Origin of the sequence: Maribacter sp. HS (assembly GCF_048059195.1) — a bacterium.
Classification (GTDB): domain Bacteria; phylum Bacteroidota; class Bacteroidia; order Flavobacteriales; family Flavobacteriaceae; genus Maribacter; species Maribacter dokdonensis.
Genome location: NZ_JAYLVV010000009.1, coordinates 77,006 through 98,396 on the forward strand (window position 1 = coordinate 77,006; position 21,391 = coordinate 98,396).

A 21,391-nucleotide genomic window follows, 5' to 3' on the forward strand; every position below is an offset into this window, starting at 1 on the left:
TTATCCGTTAAGTTTTATGAATCCCCCGTCAATAGGGAAATCCGTTCCAGTTATAAAAGAAGCTTCGTCTGAACAAAGGTAAAGGGCTAGGTCAGCAACTTCTTGAGGTTTGCCCATTCTGCCAATTGGCTGTGTGGCAGAAAGGTTTTTGAACATTTCTTCTTCCTGTCCCGGGTAATTTGCTTTTATAAATCCGTCAACAAAAGGAGTGTGTATTCTAGCCGGTGAAATACAATTGCAACGAATGCCCTCTTTAATATAATCTTTGGCTATGGAATAGGTCATGGTCAATATGGCTCCTTTGCTCATAGAATAGGCAAAACGGTCATTTAAACCTACGCTAGAAGCTATAGATGCCATATTAATGATGACTCCCCCATGTTTCTTCATAGTGGGAATAAGAGCATACATGCAGTTATACGGACCTTTAACATTGACATCATAAACGCGATCTAAATCTGTTTCGGCAGTTTTTTCAATATTACCTACATGGGCTATACCTGCATTATTAATTAAAATATGAATATCATGTTTTGAAGCAATTTCATTGATTACCTCAACTACCTGCTTTTGATCCACAACATTGCAGTTATATGCTGTAGCTGATCCACCTTGTTCTTTAATTAAGTTTACAGTGTTTTGGGCATGGTCTGCATTTAATTCCAAAATATGAACGTTGGCTCCTTGCGCAGCAAAAGTTGTAGAAATTGCTTGACCAATACCACTACCACCACCGGTTATTATAGCGTTTTTACCTTTTAGGTTAAACTTCATGTTTCTATCGTTTATTTGTTCTGTAATTCTTCTTTCCAAAATGCCCCATCAGGAAAAGTATAGGTGTCCAATGACTCTTCTTTCATGGTAATACTATAGCCTGGTAGTTTTGGGGGCATGTATGCTCCGTCCTTAATAACCACAGGGTCATAAAAATGTTCGTGCAAATGATCAACAAATTCTATAATTCTATTTTCCATACTACCGCTTATAGCTATAAAGTCTATCATGGATAGGTGTTGAACGTACTCACAAAGCCCTACACCACCTGCATGCGGGCAAACAGGGATGTTGAATTTAGCGGCCATTAACAATATGGCCAAAATTTCGTTTACGCCACCAACCCTACAGCTATCAATTTGGCAAATGCCAATGGCACCGGCCTGCATTAGTTGCTTAAAGATTACCCTATTTTGACAATGTTCACCTGTTGCAACTTCAATGGGTTTAACTGCTTTGGCAATTTTAGCATGACCTAAAATATCATCGGGACTAGTTGGTTCTTCAATCCACCACGGGTTGAATTTTTTAAGCGATTCCATGTTGGTGATCGCTTCGTCAACATCCCATTTTTGATTGGCATCCATCATGAGTTTTAAATCGTCTCCAATTTCTTCACGAATAATTGCGGCACGTCTCATATCATCCTTTAAGTCAGAACCAACTTTGATTTTCATATGCTTAAAGCCACTCTCTTTAGCTTCTTTGCAAAGACGTCTCATTTTATCATCGGAATACCCTAACCAACCTGCCGATGTAGTATATGCAGGGTAACCTTTATCCTTCAGATAAGCAATACGTTCTTGTTTGGTAGCTTCATTTTTATTTAAAAGTTCAAGAGCTTCTTTAGGAGTAATGGCATCTGTAATGTAAGTGAAATCTATACATGAGACCAATTCAGCGGGAGTCATATCTGCCAATAATTTCCAAAGCGGTTTCTGCTCTACCTTGGCATATAGATCCCAAACGGCATTTACAATAGCGCCAGTGGCTAAGTGAATAACCCCTTTTTCAGGACCCAACCATCTCAATTGGCTGTCACCGGTAATCATTTTCCAAAAAGCGCCCATATTCGAGGTAAAGCTTTCCAAAGATTTACCAATGACTAAATGAGAAAGAGATGTTATGGCCTGGGTGCAAAGTTCATTACCTCTACCTATAGTAAAGGTTAATCCGTGACCTTCATGGCCATCAGGTGCATTAGTCTTTAATATAACGTATGCAGCACTATAATCTGGATCAGGATTCATGGCATCTGATCCGTCTAAAGACTTACTTGTAGGAAAGCGAATGTCCCTAGAGATGACGTCAGTAATTATAATTGAATTTGACATTGATTTTGTTTTATTCAAAAATAGGAGAGTAGATGACCTAAAACCACCACATAAAATACCAAATCTGATACTTTTTTTGCATTCAGCTTAAAAATGTTTTCGATGTTGACTTAAAAATGAAGAAGGAGATTCGTCTTTTATGATTTTGAACTGACGATTAAAATTAGAAATGTTTCCAAATCCACACGCATATGCAATTGATGTAATGCTCTCTTTGTTTTCAAGTAGCATTTTGCAAGCAAAGCCAATTCTAATTTCATTCAAGAATCTGGTAAACGGTTTTCTGTGAATTGTCTTAAAAAATCTACTGAAGGATGATGCGTTCATATTAACCAGCAGAGCTACGTCTTTAGAGCTTATTTGGGTATGAAAATTTTGATATACATATTCATAAATAATATTCAACCTTTTATTTTCTGATTTATGAAATGTATTTATAAAACCATTACTTGATAATAGCGTATAGTTTTGTTGTTGCTCTAATTTGCATAATAATTCAATTATTCTCGTAATTTTAAGTGCAGGTTCAAGACTATGTAGATTTATTAATTCATTTTTTATGTTATCCTTAATATGGTTGAATTTTATTCCCTGTGTCGCTTTCTTCAATAATTGAGCAACAGGTTGCATTTCTGGCAGGGATAAAAATTCTTGACCAACGAAGTTATCTTTAAAATGAACGGAAACTGCTTGTGCGGTAAGTGTGGAGTTTTTTTCAAAATATACCTCGTCATTTAACCACATATGCGGAACGTTCTTACCTATTAAAACAACCTCACCGGCTTCAAATTTTTCTATGCTATCTCCAACAAATCTAGTACCGGTACTTTTAATAATATAAACCAATTCTAGCTCTTCATGAAAATGCCACACCTTCAAAAAGTTCTTGTAATTATTTTGAGATACGGTAATGGAGGTATTGGCAACACTAGAACGATCTAGCAGATGAAGTTTCATATCATGTAATTTATTACAAAATACGAACTATTTTAAGATGTATAAAAAATATATGTTTTGTAGTGGTTATATTATATAGTGGAATAGGCTTTTATTGAATTTTGAAGAGGAAAAAGACAAATAAAACCATATCTTCTACATATGAAATCATTTCGTTCATGGTATTATACTAAACTTTATCACTTTTATTGTTCATGAATATTCTCCCGAAAATAGCTTTTTATAAACATACATTTATGCTTAAGGTCTGTAGAAAAATATGTTTGAAACAAGTAAGAATAACAAAGCCACTTTTGGTGATTTTTGGGTTGTTCTTTTCTTTTACAGTAGAGGCACAGGAAAACTTCTATTTTGATCATATTGGTACAGATGATGGTCTTTCGCAAAGTGATGTGAATTGTATATATCAAGATTCCTATGGCTTCATGTGGTTTGGTACGCACGATGGATTAAATAGATATGATGGATATTCTTTCTCCGTTTTTAAACCTGATCAAAAAAGCACGAACATAAATAGTAACCTTATTTACGCCATGACTGGTGATGATAATGGAAATCTGTGGATTGGTAGTACCGGTGATGGTCTATTTTATTATGATAAAAAGAAAGAAACTTTTAGGCAGTTTAAATATAATAAAGAAGACGACCATAGTATTTCTAATAATTACATAACACGTTTATATATTGATAGCAAAAATAGACTGTGGATAGCCACTAAGGAAGATGTCAACATGGTTGACCTCTCGGTATCTATGGATAGTATAAAGTTTGAAAAGTTCAAGTTTGTTATCAAAGATACCGATGAGCGACAAGATGGTAGTGTAATCAATTCTGTATATGAAAATTCTGATGGCGAATTACTTTTAGGCGGTCATTTAGGTATATATCAGCTAAAACTTGATGCTGGCGGTAAATCTTATTTTAAACTAATTAGTGATGACATCGGTTTTGGTACTGAATCGGTCGGTGTAATAGCACAAGACAGATATAACAAATATATTGTTGGTACAGGGCAGGGGTTGTTTGTACAAAATAATGATAAGGACCAAAAATTTATAAAAATCAGAGAAGGAAACTTTACGTCTTTGGCTTTTGATGATATGAACCACATTTGGGCCGGAACTGATAATGGGCTGTTATACTTTGATAATTCTTCTAGCTTAAAGCAACCCCGGTTAATAAAAACCTTCAGCTATAAACCAGAAGATAAAAATAGCATTAGTAAAAATATTATTACTTCTTTGTTCATAGATAGAACAGGTATTTTATGGGTAGGTACCAATGGTGGCGGAGTAAACAAGTTTGATCCTAACAGAAAAAAGTTTAAACATGTAAAACGCAATTTAAAAGAGAACAGCCTAAGCTATGACAAAATAAGATCGATCTTTGAAGATAGTAATGGTACATTTTGGGTAGGTACAGAGGGTGGTGGTTTAAATAAAGGTAATTCGGGTAAAGAGAAATACGCCGCCTTTACTTCAACTAATGAATTAAGAAAAGTTTTTGCCCTTGAAGAGATTTCCATAAAAAATAGAAAATTTCTTTTGGAGGGCGGTCAAAATCATCCGTACCTATTTAAAATAGATATTACTAATCCTAGAGATAAAACTCCTAAAATTACAAGACTAGAAGGTATTCACAGAAGTGTATTCAGTCTTTTGAACGATTCGCAAGATAATTTATGGATAGGTACCTATTCAGGCGGTTTGTACCGATGGATTAAAGACGTGGATGGAAATTTTTCAAAGCAGAATTTTAAGGAAAATACCAATGATGTTAACTCCTTGGCCAACAATATTGTAAGAAATATTTATGAAGATAGTAAGGGGAATATATGGATCGCAACGGGCGATGGACTTAGTCAGCTAACAATTACCGAAAAATATAAAGAGGATCCAAAATTCAAGAATTACAAAAAGGATGAAGATGATCCAAACTCATTAAGCCACAATTATATTTTATCACTTTTTGAAAATAGAAAAGGAGAGCTTTGGATAGGTACTTTTGGTGGTGGATTGAATAAACTTATACCAGGGGAAAATGGTAAAGAAGCGACGTTCAAAAACTATAGTATTGCCCAAGGTCTGCCTAATAATGTAATTAAGGCAATTTTAGAAGATGAACAAGGTCATTTATGGGTTTCTACCAATAAAGGACTGTCCATGTTTGATACTGATCAAGAAATCTTTAAGAATTTTGATGTCTCGGACGGCTTGCAGGATAGTGAGTTTCAAGAATTAGCCTCTTTAAAAAGAAAGGATGGTGAATTGGTTTTTGGCGGGATCAACGGTTTTAACGCATTTTATCCAAGGGAAATAAATGATAATAAAACAGCACCGGAAACGGTAGTTACCAAACTATCTATTTTCAACGAAGAAATTGCAGTAGGCGAAGAAATAAACGGTAGGGTTTTATTAGAAGAAAATATATCCGAGGTAAAGGATATTACTTTAGATTATAGCGAGAATAGCTTTTCATTTGAATTTTCTTCCTTACATTTTTCTGCACCAAAAAAGAACCAATACGCATATAAGTTAGAAGGTTTTGATAATGATTGGGTATATGCAAGTTCGGACAAAAGGTTTGCTACTTATACTAACATTGAACCTGGTAATTATACCTTAAAGGTAAAATCATCCAATAACGATGGTCTTTGGGATAATACACCGTACACCTTACAATTAACTGTTAGACCGCCTATTTACAGAACTACGGTGGCATATATTATTTATGGCCTTTTACTATTGCTTCTTTTGGCCGGTTTATGGAGGTTTACCATAATTAGTAATACCAAAAAACATCAACTGGAACTGGAACACTTGGAGAAAGAGAAAAACGATGAACTGCAAACTTTAAAGCTTGATTTTTTCACCAATATTTCGCACGAGTTCAAGACCCCGCTTACTTTGATCAAAGCTCCTTTGGAGTATTTGTTAAGCAGTAAGGAAGAAATTGGGGCGTCTAATCTGAAAGAGCAATATCAATTAATGCATAAGAACACCAATTACCTTTTAAGGTTGGTGAACCAATTGTTAGATTTTAGAAAGATCAACCAAGGTAAAATGTCACTTGTTGTTAGGCATACGGATATTGTATTTTTTATAAAGGAAGTAGCGGAGCCCTTTCAGTTATTGGCATTTAAAAAATCGGTCAAGTTCAACATTGTCTCAAGTCAAGAACATTTTAAAACTTGGTTCGATCATAATGCATTGGAAAAGGTGATAAACAATCTTCTGTCCAACGCCTTCAAATTTACTCCTGAGGGTGGTGAGATTATAGTAGAAATCGATGTTGACAAAAATGGACCTACAGAAAAAGAAAATGTTATCATTAAAGTAAAGGATAACGGATTGGGTATTTCAGATGTTAAGAAGAATATCATTTTTGAGAAGTATTATACGGAGAAAGAGAACGAAAAAGTAAACTCCAAAGGTGTAGGTATAGGCCTTGCGTTTACCAAAAGTTTGGTAGAGTTGCACTTAGGCAGTATTTCCGTTGAAAATAATGAAGGTGGAGGGTCTTGTTTTACAGTGACCCTACCAACGGATAAACAAGCATACGAAAATGCGGAAGATATCAGCTGTAAAGAAATAACCGATAATGATTATTTGGTAAGATCTTCTGAGGCCGAGTCCTTGGCAATAGATTTGAATGATGAACTAGAAGATTATAATTTATCTAAGGTTAGATCTAAAAACCCCGTATTGCTTATTGTAGATGATAATCCAGATATCATACAGTTCATAAAACAGGTTATGGGTAAAACCTACACCGTCTTTGAAGCCAATAATGGTGAACGTGGTATGGAGATAGCTAAAAAAGTGTTGCCCAATATTATAATCACGGATGTAGTTATGCCGGTTATGGGCGGTATTGAATTCTGTGAAATGATAAAAACAACCAATATCACCAGTCATATTCCGGTAATAATGTTGACTGCCAAGACTTCGCAAGAGAGTGAGATAGAAGGTTTGTCACACGGAGCAGATGCTTATTTAAAGAAGCCGTTTAATGTACAGGTATTAGAGCTTAAAGTAGCCAATATTCTTAAAGATAGGGAAGAGTTGCGTAAAAGATTCAAGAAAGAAATTACGTTACAGCCTAAAGAAGTTACCGTAACCTCATTAGATGAAAAGTTTTTGCAGCAAGCGGTTGAAACGGTAGAGAAACATATGATGAATACTGATTTTAATGTAGAGATGTTGGTAAAGGAAATGGGGCATAGTAGAAGTAATCTATACCTAAAGTTCAAGGAGCTTACCGGTTTGTCTTCAAGTGAGTTCATAAGGAATATTCGATTAAAACGAGCCATTCAACTTCTGGACAATAGTGATTTTTCCGTAAAGGAAATTATGTTCAGAACGGGGTTCAATACAGCCTCCTATTTTTCTAAATGTTTTAAAAAAGAATTTGGTGTAGTACCTAGTGAATACATTAAGAAAACAAAAGTGGAACAAGATTAATTCGCCTTTAACCAAATATGAAACTCGGTAACAACCTATTTTTTAAGTTTTTTGTTCTGGTATTGATATTCAGTTCCTGTAAGGATAGGAATACCATTGAGAAGAAAAAAGCGAACGATTTTGAACGACCCAATGTTATTTTTATAATTACTGATGATCAAGGCTATGGTGACGTAGGTTTTCATGGTAATACTATTATAAAAACGCCCAATATTGATGCTTTAGCGGCGAAGTCTACTGAGTTGACCAACTTTCATGTAGGTACTACCTGTGCGCCCTCTAGGGCGGGATTAATGACAGGTAGAAATAGTAATAGAAACAATGCTTGGCATACCATTGGAGGCTGCTCTATTTTAAATGAAGAGGAGCAAACCATGTCAGAGGTTTTTCAAGAAAATGGGTATGCAACGGCAATGTTCGGCAAATGGCATTTAGGGGATAATTACCCGTTTAGACCGCATGATCGAGGTTTTGATAACGCATTATATCACGGCGGCGGTGGTGTAGGGCAAACGCCGGATTATTGGAATAATGATTATTTTGATGATACTTATTTTAGAAACGGTATTCCAGAAAAGTTTGAAGGCTATTGTACAGATGTTTGGTTCAATGAAACTATAAAATATATTGAAGATCAAGCGGATAAGCCTTTTTTTGCATATTTAGCTTTAAATGCGCCTCATGGTCCATTTAACGTACCGCCAGAGTATTTAGATATGTATGCAGATGCAAATCTTACCGATACCCAAAAACGGTTTTATGGTATGATCAGTAATGTGGATGATAACATAGGTAAGCTTTTAAAATATCTAGAAACATCTGGAAAGCTGGAAAATACAATTTTAGTATTTACGACGGATAATGGCACTGCTGCCGGCATTGGTAAAAAAAATGGATTGACTACGGGGTATAATGCAAACCTCAGAGGAACCAAAAGTAGCCCGTATGAGGGTGGGCATAGGGTACCTTTTTTAATACATTGGCCAAAGGGAAATATAACTTCAAAGAACCAAAAGAATAGTAATGATTTGGTGGCACATGTAGATATCTTGCCCACTTTTGCCGCGTTATGCAAATTAGCATATACACCTAAGTACTATTTAGATGGAATGGATGTCTCCCAAGTATTCCAATCAAATACAAAATTGGAAGATCGTATGTTGGTGGTAGATACCCAACGATTGCAATGGCCTAAAAAAGATAGAAATAGTTGTGTCATGCAAGGGGAGTGGCGCTTGGTAAATGGAGATGAGCTCTATAATATAGAAACTGATATAAGTCAAACAGAGAACCTTAGTGATAAGTTTCCTAAGCGGGTGAATAATATGCAGGCATTTTATGATGAATGGTGGAAAAGTACGGAGGCGGATATGCATTATGCAAGCATTCCTTTAAACACGCCAAACAACGAAAACGTGTTGCTTACCATTCATGATTTACATTCAGAGGATCCAATACCGTGGAATCAAGATTTGATAAGAAAAGGGGAGTTGTCACCTAAGGGGTATTATTTAATAAAAATTACAGAACCGGGAAACTATCAATTCGATTTGTACCGATATCCACCAGAATCTAACTTCGCTATAAACAATACTGTAAAAGAAATAGCCTCTAAACCCAATTGGAATGGACTAGCAAAAGGTATAGGGATAAAGGTAGTTGGTGGTCAAATTAAATTAAATGACCTTGTTTTTAAGCAAAACGGAAATGCATCGGAAAGTCATGTCTCCGTTACCGGTAGGTTAGAGAACGGAACGTATAGGTTGGCTGCCAGTTTTATTACTCCAGATACATCAGAATTCCCAGCATTTTATGTAAAAATCACCAAAATATGAAAAAGCGTTTTCTTATATTATTAGGGGTCATAAGTTGTTTTATTGCATGTAAAGAACAAGAGAAAACACAGAAGAAAGAAAAACCGAATTTCATATTCTTATTTGCTGATGATTACACGTATGACGCTATACACGCTTTGGGCAATGCAGAAATAAAAACGCCTAATTTGAATCGTTTGGTCACAACGGGAACCACGTTTACACATGCTTACAATATGGGCGCGTGGAATGGTGCTGTATGTGTAGCTTCAAGATCAATGATAATATCTGGCTTAAGTGTTTGGGATGCACAAAAGAAGTATGAAGCCTGGAAGAAAGACCAAGACTTGGAACATACTTGGGGGCAATATATGAAAGCTGCGGGTTACGAAACCTATATGGGAGGCAAGTGGCATGTTACCGCCAAGACTCAGAAAGTATTTGATCATGTAAAAAATGAAAGACCAGGTATGCCCAGGGATCGTTGGGACCATGCTGCTATGGTAAAAACTTTTGCAGAGTTACCTAAAGATATCAATCCGGCAACGGTAATGCCTTTGGGTTACAATAGACCAAAGGATGAAAAGGATACCTTGTGGAATCCTGCAGACCCAAAACATGGTGGTTATTGGGAGGGCGGTATACATTGGAGCGAGGTTGTTAAAAACGATGCAGTTGCGTTTTTAGATGAGATCAAAGACCGAGAGAAGCCTGTTTTTATGTATTTGGCTTTTAATGCGCCACACGACCCTAGGCAAGCACCTCAAGAATTTTTGGACATGTATCCTTTAGAGCACATTTCCCTTCCAAAAAATTGGCAAGAAGTCTACCCAGATAGAATAGGTATAGATAATGATTATCAATTGAGAGATGAGGCTTTGGCCCCATTTCCAAGAACAGCCTATGCCACCAAAAAACACATTCAAGAATATTATGCATTAATTACGCATTTAGACCAACAACTTGGGGGAATTTGGAATAAAGTAGAAGAAACTTTAGATCCGAAGAATACCTATATAGTTTTTACTGCCGATCACGGTTTGGCCATAGGCGATCATGGACTAATAGGCAAGCAAAGTTTGTTCGATCATAGTATACGTGCACCTTTTATTATTTACGGACCTGATATTCCTAAAAACAAAAAAGTAAATACCGACATCTATATTCAAGATGCTATGGCCACTGCGCTAGATTTAGCAGGGGCGCCAGCAAAAGAAAAGGTGTTCTTTAATAGCATATTACCACTAGTTAAGGGCACACAGAAAAGTAGTAATTACCCGTCAATTTATGGGTCATATGTTAATTCGCAGCGAATGATCAGAAAAGATGGTTTTAAATTATTGGTTTACCCAAAGTTGAATAAACTATTACTTTTTAGCATGGAAGAAGACCCAAATGAAATGAAGGATTTAGCGACCAAAGCAGAATATAAAGCAAAGGTGGAAGAGCTTTTTGGAGAATTGCAACAGTTACAAATGAAGATGGGAGATTCGTTAGATTTATCAGCCACTTACGCCACGTTTAAATCAAAAATATAACGCTAGATGTTGAAGTTTAATTGGAGATATGGATGCATAGTTCTACTGGCAGTATTATTATTGGCTTGTAAAGAAAAGGTAGAGGAGAAACGATTTACGTTGATATCTGAAAAGCAATCTAATATAGATTTCAATAATAAGATTTGGGAGACAGAAGAAATGCATTATTTCTCATTTCCTTATTTATACATTGGTGCAGGTGTTGGGGTAGGAGATTTTAATAATGATGGCTTGGAAGATATTTTTTTTTCGGGTAACCTAGTACCCTCCAAGCTCTATTTGAATAAAGGGGGCTTTATTTTTGAAGATATTACAGAAGTGGCCGGGATTACTGGTGATTCGTGGGACAATGGAGTTTCTATTGTTGACATTAATCAAGATGGATGGTTAGATATTTATGTTTCCGTTGGTGGATTCACCACTGAAAACAAAAGAAAAAACAAGCTGTATGTTAACAATGGGGATGCTACCTTTACTGAGCAAGCAACTGATTATGGCATTGCCGACAGTGGTTTTTCTACGCAAGCGGCCTTTTTAGATTATGATAAGGATGGTGACTTGGATCTGTACTTGTTAACACATGCCAAGGAGAATACAGATCAAGTAGAAAAGCTTTATACCTTAAAAGATGGGTCGGGTCCCAGTACTGATAAATTATATAGAAATAACGGTATTGGTCCAGACGGTCATCCCGTTTTTAAAAATGTATCGGCAAGTGCAGGTATTCTAACAGAAGGATATGGTCTTGGAGTAGCCGTTGCCGACATCAATAAAGATGGATGGCCCGATATTTATGTAGCCAACGATTTTTTAGCTAGTGATCTATTGTACATCAACAATCAAGATGGTACGTTTTCAGATCAATTGTCATCTTATTTTAGTCATACCGCCCGTAATAGTATGGGAATAGAAATGGCTGATTTTACGAATAATGGACTGCTTGATATTTTTGTATTAGATATGCTTCCCGAGTCAAATGAGCGCCAAAAGACCATGACGGCAAACATGAATCCACAACACTTTAAAGAAACTATAAAAAAAGGATTTCAGCCACAGTTTATTCGTAATGTGTTGCAATTGAACAGAGGTGAAGGTATTGATGGTAAGCCAATATATAGTGAAGTTGGCCGTTTGGCAGATTTGCATGAAACCGATTGGAGTTGGGCTCCTTTAGCGGCGGATTTTGATAATGATGGATCTAAAGATTTATATATTACGAATGGTTTCAGAAGAAATATAACCGACCATGATTTTCAAGATTATTCTAGTCAGCAACATATTTTTCAAAAGGGAACGGGTAAAATGCGCGAAGCGAAGGTTGTGAAGCGAATTTTAGACTTAGATAGTATATACTTGCCCAACTACATGTTTAAAAATGAGGGCGAATTAAAATTTGAAAATAAAGTGAAAGATTGGGGCTTTGACAAGGCTTCTTTAAGTAACGGTGCAGCCTATGCCGATTTTGACAATGATGGTGATTTGGATTTGGTGGTTAATAACATCAATGCCCCTGCATTTTTATATCGTAACAATTTAAATAATAACCATTACCTACAATTAGACGTAATAGGTAAAGAAAATAATAAGAATGCATATGGTGCACAGGTAGGATTGCATTTTAAAGATGGTACAGTGGCGTATCAAGAAAAAAATCCGGTTAAGGGATACATGTCTAGTTCTCAGCAAAAATTACATTTTGGCTTGTCAAAGAATAAAGAGTTGCAAAAAGTATCTATTACATGGCCAGATGGAATTTCAGGTGAATTTTCTCCGGAACGTTTAGATACTATTTATCGCATTGATTCATCAACAATAGAATTGGTTAACGCAAAAGAAAAAAATATGGGTTCTACCTTATTGACATCTTTCATGTTAAACCACACCCACGTAGAAAACAGGGGAAACGATTTTATCCATGAGCCCCTACTTTTACATCAGTTCGATTATAATGGCCCTTCAACTGCCGTTGCGGATTGTAACGGAGACGGTTTAGACGATATTTTTATTGGTGGTAGCCGGGATAATTCAGGACAATTATTGTTTCAACAAAATGATGGTACTTTCATCGCTAAGCCTTTAGCCGAACAGCCTATTTATGAAGATGGAGGAGCATTGTTCTTTGATGCCGATACAGATGGCGACATGGATCTTTATATAGTAAGTGGAGGCAGTGCGGTAAAATACTTTGATAAAGGTCATTATCAAGACAGATTATACTTAAATGATGGAAAGGGCAATTTTAAATATAACCCCGATGCATTACCACCAATCTTGGCAAGTGGTTCTTGTGCAGTGGCCACTGATTTTGATAGGGATGGTGATTTGGATTTGTTTGTAGGTGGTAGGGTTACTCCAGGGAGTTTTCCAATTGCCCCAAAAAGTTATTTACTACGTAATGATGCGGGTACATTTACAGATGTAACCTTACAATGGGCGCCAGAACTATCGGAAATCGGTATGGTTACCTCAGCAATTTTTACTGATGTAGATAATGATGCTGAAATGGATTTGTTAGTGGTAGGTGAGTTTATGTCTATTACATTTTTTAAAAAGAAAGATGGAAAATTAATAAAAACTCCAATTTCACCTTCCATTGATTCAGCAAAAGGTTGGTGGAATAGTATCGTTGGGGGCGATTTCGATAATGATGGCGATACCGACTATGTCGTAGGTAATCTGGGCGGCAACCATGCTTACAAAGTCACCAAGGAAAAACCGCTACGTATTTATGCGAATGATTTTGATAGTAATGGCAGTGTTGATGCCATAGCTACAAGATTTATCCGTGATAAGGAAGTAAGTATAGCTCCTAGAAATTTATTGGCTACCCAATTAAATAGTGTAAAAGGAATGTTTAGAAGTTATAAGGAATTTGCAGAATCTAGTACTCAAGATTTATTGCGGGTGCTAGACACTACTTCTATGCAAATTTTGGAAGCCAATGAATTTGCTTCATTGTATCTGGAAAATACAGGAAATGGAAAGTTAGAACCAATTCTACTGCCGTTGGTTGCTCAATTTTCTGTAGTACAGGGTATGCAAGTTGCCGATGTTAATTTTGATGGAAATTTAGATTTGTTAGCGGTAGGTAATCTATATCATACAGAGGTGATTTCTGGGTATATAGATGGTGGTAATGGATTGGTTCTGTTAGGTGATGGCAAAGGAGGTTTTAGGGAATTAGCTTATAGGGAAAGTGGTTTTTACGCGCCCGGTGACACCAAAAGTTTAGTTCAGTATCAAAATAGTGATCAGCAACCCCAATTTGTGGTTACGGTAAATAATGGAGGAACTAAAGGATTTAAATATCAGAAAGCTAAGATAGATTCAATAATTTCTTGGCCAAAAGGCACTACTAAGGCTGTCTTAGAGTTGCAGAATGGAAAAATTAGAAAAGTAGAAAGATATTGGGGTAGTGGCTACCTGTCCCAACCAGCACAGTATATTTTAAAATCAGATGCAATTCACACTGTTGAATTTAAATAATAGTGAATACACCATAAGTAAAGTAAACAGCTACTCAATATTTAGAAATGTCTAATAACCTGTTTTTAGAGTGTATGGTTGACATGCTTTCAGACTCACATTGAAAGATATTCAGAAAACGATTGGTCTTGCAAAGAAGACGTATTTAATGATGAATGGTAATATTGTTATATAATGATTTATTAGAGAATTAAGTGCTACAAAACAATTTGAAAAGTAAGTATTAGATAGTGGTCAATTAAAATACAATTGCCCTACCTTTTTTTAATTGGTCCCGTTGAATTATCATTTTTATAACCTCAAATAGATCGTAATTCCACTTAACGTAAGAAAGGTTTCAAAAGGTTACTGTATATCAGTCTTAAAACGAGTTGTTTAATCATTTGTTTCATTGATAAAAACAATTGTTGCATTATCCTTAAAGACTTGGGAATACATTTGATGATATAAAATAATAAAGAATACAAAATTATGGGATTAACAAAAGCAATGAAATTATTCGACAGCTGGGTGCCATTGATCTTAGTGGTCATTGGTTTTTTAATGTCGAGTAATCAATATGTCCTGGCTCAAGATGGAACAGTTTCAGGAACAGTAATCGATGGTTCGGGTATGCCACTTGCTGGAGCATCGGTTTTGGAAAAGGGTACTACAAATGGTACACAAACCGACTTTGATGGTAACTATTCCATTGGGAATGTAAATGATGGAATTTTAGTATTTAGTTACATTGGTTTTAAATCTAAGGAAGTCGCTATTTCTGGGCAATCCATTATTGATGTAGTGCTGGAGGAGGATGCAAGTCAATTGGATGAGGTGGTTGTAATTGGATACGGAACACAAAAGAAAAGTGACCTTACAGGAGCTGTTTCACAAGTGGCATCCAAAGATATTGATAAATACACCTATAGCGATGCCTCTCAGGCATTACAGGGTCGTATGGCGGGGGTCAGTGTTCAAACCCAAGGTGGTTCCCCTGGGGCAAGTGCAGTTATAGCCATTAGAGGTACGGGTACGATGTCAGATGCAGGACCGTTATATGTAATCGACGGTATGTTGACCGGAGGGATGGAGTCGCTTAACCCATCGGATATTGAATCGATATCGGTTCTTAAAGATGCTTCTGCAAGTGCCATTTACGGTTCAAGGGCCGCTAACGGTGTTGTAATCATCACAACTAAAAAAGGTAAACGAGGCGGACTTTCCGTAGATTTTGATACAAGTTATGGATTTCAAAGTGTAATCAATACTCTTGATTGGGCCGATGCAAGTCAATATGCCGAAATATCAAATAGGTCAGACGACAATGACGGTTCAGCAAGAAAGCCTGCTAACGATACTGAATTTGACCCCTCATATTCAAGTGACCTGTATAAGGAATCGCTGAGGTCCGCAGCCGTTCAAAATACCAATATAAGATTGGCAGGCGGTGGGGAGAATACGCTGTTCAGCTTTTCGATGAACTATTTTGACCAAGATGGTATTGTTAAATATTCCGATTTTAAAAGATATACGGCAAGGGCTAATGGAAGTTTTACCAAAAACAAGTTTAAATTAGAAACAACCTTAGGACTAACACGAACCGTAAACAATCCTAACCCTTATTTTAACAAAGAGCGAAATATTTTGCCCACTATAAGATTGAAGGATTCGAATGGTGACTGGAGCTCATCGGATCTGGAGGAAAGAGGAATTGATGCTTCTCCTGGTTCGTTCTATGGCCAATCGTCAATCTATAATGAGTTGGGGATGGCCGCTTTGGAAGATCGTACGGTTACCAGAAATACTTTTTTAGGAAACCTGTCTCCTTCTTATGAGATTATCGATGGCCTTACTTACAAGTTGAATTTAGGTCTGGAATACTACAACAACAATAATTACACCTTTACCCCAAACCATCCCGTTTTTTTAGCAACAGGGGTGTCAAGTGGTATGGCTGAATTGAATGAAACCAACGTAACGTACCAATCATGGTTATTGGAAAATACCTTGAACTACCAAAAAGTATTTGGAAATCATTCTATCAATCTACTTGGTGGGTACACCGAGCAGGAGACCAATTCAAGGTCTTTAGGGGTAATTGCTAGAGGCTTTCCTTCCAATGATATTAGGGTGGCGTCCGCTGCTTTGGAAATCCAGAATGTACCTTCTGAGGATATCACTTCCACCATTCAATCATATTTTGCTAGGTTAAACTATGTGTTCGATGACCGTTACCTTCTTACGGCCACGGTTCGTAGAGATGGGTCCTCTTTGTTTACTGATGATTTGCGATGGGGAACTTTTCCTTCTATGGCCTTGGGCTGGAACGTAAGCAACGAGAAATTTATGGAAGACAATTCCTTGATCTCCGATTTAAAGTTACGGGTCAGTTATGGAGAAATAGGTTCAAACAATGTTTCTGCCTACGCGATCGATCCATCATTGAACTTATTTAGCGAGTACATTTTGGGTGAAGCGCAGACCAGGGTTACGGGTTATTCCATCACGCAAGGGGTAAATCAAAACATTACCTGGGAAACCACAAAGACCACTGATATTGGTGCCGAACTTGGTATTTTGGACAATAGGTTGAGGTTTACAATGGACTATTTTATTAAAAAATCTGAAGATGTATTGGTGGGCCTTAGACTACCCTTATACACCGGGTTTGGTAATGAGGTTCCCTTTAATACAGCCAGTGTAGAGAATAAGGGTTTTGAATTTTTAGCCGACTATAAAGAGCAGTTGTCCGACGATTTTGTATTAGGGGTTTCTGCCAATTTTTCATTGCTTGATAATGAGGTTACCGCGTTGGGCGATGCTTCCCCGATCATTCAAGGGTCGTTTACATCAAATACAATTAACAGTACCAGAACCGACGTTGGTCAACCTATATCTTCTTTTTATGGCTATATCGTGGACGGAATCTACCAAACGGATGCCGAGGCTACCGCTGCCAACGATCAAGTTGGTAATCCCAGCGCCGGAGATTTTAAGTTTAAAGATTTGGATGGCGATGGTGATATAGACGATGATGATCGTACCTATATAGGAAACCCTACGCCAGACCTTGAATATGGATTTAACCTAACGGCGGAATACAAAAAGTTTGACCTTAACCTCTTTTTCAACGGTGTTGCGGGCAATGAAATTCTAAACGGAACAAAGTATAGAGGCTATTTTGACTTGGAAGGTAACTATTTTGCAGACGCCTTAAATGCTTGGTCACCAACTAATACTTCTACTAATATCCCTAAAAATACCAGAGCAGATTTAGGGTTTAATAGAAGGATGTCTACTTTTTACCTAGAGCCTGGTGATTACTTCAGGCTTCGTAATGCCCAGTTGGGTTATTCGTTCAGCGATGCGTTACTTGAAAAAATGAAAATCAAAAAAATGAGATTGTATGTATCGGCAACTAATCTGTTTACCATTACCAATTATACTGGTTATTATCCAGAGGTGGGAAGAAACAGTAGGGGTGCTACAGGAAACAACAGTATTTTCAATTCTGGGGTAGATGAAGGTACATATCCAACACCGAGGGAGTTTAGATTAGGGTTACAAGTATCATTTTAAACAAAAAAAAGTTAAGCTATGTACACAATAAAAATATCAAAAAGGGTATTGATCGTCTTTATCGGGATGTTGTTCTACACGATTAGCTGTAGTGATGACATTCTTGATCAGACCAACCCGAATGTAATTACCCCAAATTCATTTTGGAATACCGAGGAGGATGCAGAAAAGGGAATCATCGGTGCATATAGTCCATTTACCAATATTTGGTACTATACTAGATTTGAGATTTTCACATCAGATTATAGAGATGATGTCGTAAACGGGTTCAATACTTCAGAACGTACCGCTGTAGGTTATTTCAGTGGTACATCAGAAAGTAATGCCACATTTTGGGTGTGGAGTGCTATGTATCAATGCGTTACTAGGGCAAACGAGGTGTTGTTCAATGTTCCGAACATAGAAATGGATGCCGATTACAAAGACAATATTTTAGGTGAAGCCTATTTTATTAGGGCATTCAACTATTTCAATTTGGTCAATAACTGGTTAAATGTTCCATTGATTACAACGCCAATTTCTGAAATTGAGCAACCTAATCTTATAGAGCAGGCAGACCCTGCAGAAGTTTGGGCCTTAATTGAATCTGATTTGAAGAATGCGCAAGCGTTATTGCCAGATTCTTGGTCAGCTGACGATGTTGGAAGGGTAACGAGTGGTGCGGCAACAGGAATGTTGGGAAAAGTTTTCTTGTATCAAGAGAAATACGCCGAGGCAAAGGCAGAATTTGAAAAGGTTATGGATGGACGCTACCAATTGGCAGAGGATTATACGCATAACTTTACCGAGGCTTATGAGAATAATGTTGAATCCTTATTCGAAATTCAGTTGATTTCTGATGGAAATTCCGGGTGGGGCGCTGATGCTCCGGGAGTTGGGAAAGGAGCTGCTTTCCAACCCGATTTGGCTCCTAAAGGTTTTACCAATCAAGATGGAATGCGAATCAACGAATGGGTTTTAGATTTGTACAATGATGAAACTACGGTCAACGGAGAAATGGATCCTAGGGCTTTCGCGACCTTGTTTTTTAACTCAAATGATTCAACAGAATATAGAGGTAGGTATTTAAAATCAAGAACTTATGGTAATAAAACCTACGCCGAAGCCTTATCTGAAGATGGTACCGATATTTTTGCCAATAAATATTTGGATTGGGAATATAACGGTTTTACAGAATCTCAACAGCTAGGCTGGTACGGATCGGGAAACAATGTTAGAATTCTAAGATATGCAGATATTCTACTCATGTTCGCAGAGGCAGAGTTTATGCTCAACGGTTCTTCTCAAGCCGCGTTAGATGCCATAAACCAAGTTAGGGAAAGGGCTGATATGCCCCCGCATGCAAGTATTACCATGCAAGATATTGAAGATGAAAGGGTAAAAGAATTGTCTCTTGAACGTACTCGATATTTTGACCTTTTACGCTGGGACAGAGTTGTTGAACGAATCGTAAATAATCCTGAGTTAAAATCGGAAAGTGCTGGTACTAGTGCCTATAAAGCAGGTAGAGAGTATATTGCAATCCCACAAAATGAGATTGACGGTAACCCAAATTTTAAACAAAATCCGGGGTATTAAAGAGAGTTTAGAAATGGCGGCCAAGGGTCGCCATTTCTATTATTAACCTTAAAGTTCCCGTTTATTATATATTTATCATTAAAAAATAAAAGCTCAATACATATCAGAATGAAAAAAGTCTTTAAAATTTTAATGTTTGCATTGGTGCTTTCATCTTTGGCTTGTAACGAAAAATCGACAGATGCTATAGAAGAAAAAAAACAGCCAAATATCATTTTTATTATGGCAGATGACCATACTACCCAAGGTTTGGGCGTTTATGGTAGTAGGTTGGCATCATTGAACCCAACGCCAACATTGGATAAATTGGCAAATGAGGGCATGTTGATGGAAAATGTGTTTGTAAACAATTCTATTTGCGTACCAAGTAGGGCGGCCATTATATCAGGACAAAGAGCACAGACCAACGGTGTGCTAGATTTGGAAGGTGCCTTGCCACCAGCGAAGCAATACCTGCCAAAAGAGATGAAAAAATTAGGTTACCAAACGGCAATTATAGGTAAGTGGCATTTGCATGATGAACCTGCGGAATTTGACTATTACAAGGTACTTCCGGTACAAGGCAAATATTTTAATCCTGATTTTAGAGTTCGTGGAGAGCAAGAATGGCCAAACAATGTAGTACAGACAGAAGGGCATTCTACAGACGTTATTACGGACAATACTATTGAATGGTTAGATAAAGGAAGAGATAAAACTAAACCTTTCTTTTTAATGCATCATTACAAAGCACCACATGACGATTTTGAAAATGCCCCACGTTATAATGATTATCTGGCAGATACCTTTATTCCGGAACCAGAGAGTTTATATGATAATAAGAACAATGGTTCGGTAGCTACTAGGGGATCGAACGATTCCCTATCGCGCATTATTGGTTCATCGGTCTCTAGACGTAATTTAATTCGTAATCAGGCAATGAATATTTATACAGATAGCTCTATTTATAAACAATATAGAGATCAAAATACTATTGGGATAGATGAGCATAAAAAATGGCAGTTGACACCAGAGGAAAAAGAAATCACCTCAAAGGTGTATCAAGATTACTTAAAGCGCTATTTGCGTTGCGTAAAGGGTGTAGATGATAATGTAAAAAGACTGATTCATTATTTGGAGGAAAATAATCTGTTAGAGAATACAATTATTGTGTACACCGGTGATCAAGGTTTTATGTTGGGCGAACATGATTATATAGACAAAAGATGGATGTACGATGAATCTATGCGTATGCCTTTCTTTATTCGTTATCCTGAAAAAATTAAAGCTGGTTCGCGCTCAAATGCTATGGTAAATAATACTGATTTTGCTCCTACTCTTATTGAAATGGCAGGTGGGTCTGCGCCAGATTACATGCAAGGGAGAAGTTTTAAATCAATATTGGAAACAGGGGAAGAACCGGCAGATTGGCCGCAATCTACTTATTATCGTTATTGGATGCATTTGGCACACAGACACCAGAATCCGGCACATTTTGGGCTTAGGACTAAAGATTATAAGTTGATATTTTTTTACGGAAGGTATTGGGTAGATACGGACGACCCCAACGCTGAATATAATAAAGCTAGCTGGGGTAATGATTTTAGCAATAAAACACCGGTAGCGTGGGAGTTCTATGATTTAAAGAACGACCCAAAGGAAATGAACAATGCTTATAATGACCAAAACTATACAGAGGTTATTGCTGAATTAAAAGAAGAGTTGATAAAGGTTAGGGAAGAATTAAATGAAACCGATAAAAATTACCCACATATACAAAAGGTAATTGATGCCCATTGGAATGATTGATGACCATAGTTTTATAAATAGAAAAAGCCAACTTGTTAAAGTTGGCTTTTTTATTAAAGCTATGACAGACTACCAATTAGTTGATTGATAGGTTTTAA

The 21,391-nt window shown here is 36.9% G+C and carries 10 protein-coding genes; 7 read left to right on the forward strand and 3 right to left on the reverse strand.

Features of this window, described 5'->3' with window-relative positions; translation table 11 throughout:
- The 3 genes from VBZ51_RS16685 to VBZ51_RS16695 form a co-directional block, all read right to left on the reverse strand.
- Positions 1-774: an SDR family NAD(P)-dependent oxidoreductase gene (locus VBZ51_RS16685; protein WP_305521383.1), complete on the reverse strand. Its 774-nt coding sequence runs from the start codon at positions 772-774 to the stop codon at positions 1-3.
- 11 nt (positions 775-785) lie between these two features.
- Positions 786-2,108 (reverse strand): L-fuconate dehydratase, encoded by a 1,323-nt coding sequence (locus VBZ51_RS16690; RefSeq protein WP_416577650.1) that lies wholly within the window; start codon positions 2,106-2,108, stop codon positions 786-788.
- A gap of 87 nt (positions 2,109-2,195) precedes the next feature.
- The gene (locus tag VBZ51_RS16695) at positions 2,196-3,065 is read right to left on the reverse strand and encodes an AraC family transcriptional regulator (RefSeq protein WP_210707850.1); all 870 of its coding nucleotides are present in this window, start codon (positions 3,063-3,065) and stop codon (positions 2,196-2,198) included.
- 263 nt (positions 3,066-3,328) lie between these two features.
- On the opposite strand from VBZ51_RS16695, the gene VBZ51_RS16700 reads away from it, so the two are divergent.
- From VBZ51_RS16700 to VBZ51_RS16730, 7 genes are all read left to right on the forward strand, one after another.
- Positions 3,329-7,528 carry a two-component regulator propeller domain-containing protein gene (locus VBZ51_RS16700; RefSeq protein ID WP_416577651.1) on the forward strand — a complete coding sequence of 1,400 codons (4,200 nt, stop codon included), beginning with the start codon at positions 3,329-3,331 and terminating at the stop codon, positions 7,526-7,528.
- Between the two features lie 17 nt (positions 7,529-7,545).
- Complete coding sequence (locus tag VBZ51_RS16705) at positions 7,546-9,363, forward strand: arylsulfatase (protein ID WP_416577652.1); 1,818 nt, start codon at positions 7,546-7,548, stop codon at positions 9,361-9,363.
- On the forward strand, positions 9,360-10,880 hold the full coding sequence (locus tag VBZ51_RS16710) for a sulfatase-like hydrolase/transferase (protein WP_416577653.1): 1,521 nt from the start codon (positions 9,360-9,362) through the stop codon (positions 10,878-10,880). The genes VBZ51_RS16705 and VBZ51_RS16710 overlap by 4 nt, the downstream gene beginning before the upstream one ends.
- Before the next feature lie 6 nt (positions 10,881-10,886).
- Positions 10,887-14,366: a VCBS repeat-containing protein gene (locus VBZ51_RS16715; protein ID WP_416577654.1), complete on the forward strand. Its 3,480-nt coding sequence runs from the start codon at positions 10,887-10,889 to the stop codon at positions 14,364-14,366.
- A gap of 471 nt (positions 14,367-14,837) precedes the next feature.
- Positions 14,838-17,927 (forward strand): SusC/RagA family TonB-linked outer membrane protein, encoded by a 3,090-nt coding sequence (locus tag VBZ51_RS16720; RefSeq protein ID WP_416577655.1) that lies wholly within the window; start codon positions 14,838-14,840, stop codon positions 17,925-17,927.
- 18 nt (positions 17,928-17,945) lie between these two features.
- A complete protein-coding gene (locus VBZ51_RS16725; RefSeq protein ID WP_159301630.1) occupies positions 17,946-19,505 on the forward strand; it encodes a RagB/SusD family nutrient uptake outer membrane protein in 1,560 nt (519 codons plus the stop codon).
- A gap of 108 nt (positions 19,506-19,613) precedes the next feature.
- Positions 19,614-21,293, forward strand: coding sequence for a sulfatase (locus tag VBZ51_RS16730; RefSeq protein WP_416577656.1), 1,680 nt, complete (start codon positions 19,614-19,616; stop codon positions 21,291-21,293).
- Positions 21,294-21,391 lie beyond the last annotated feature (98 nt).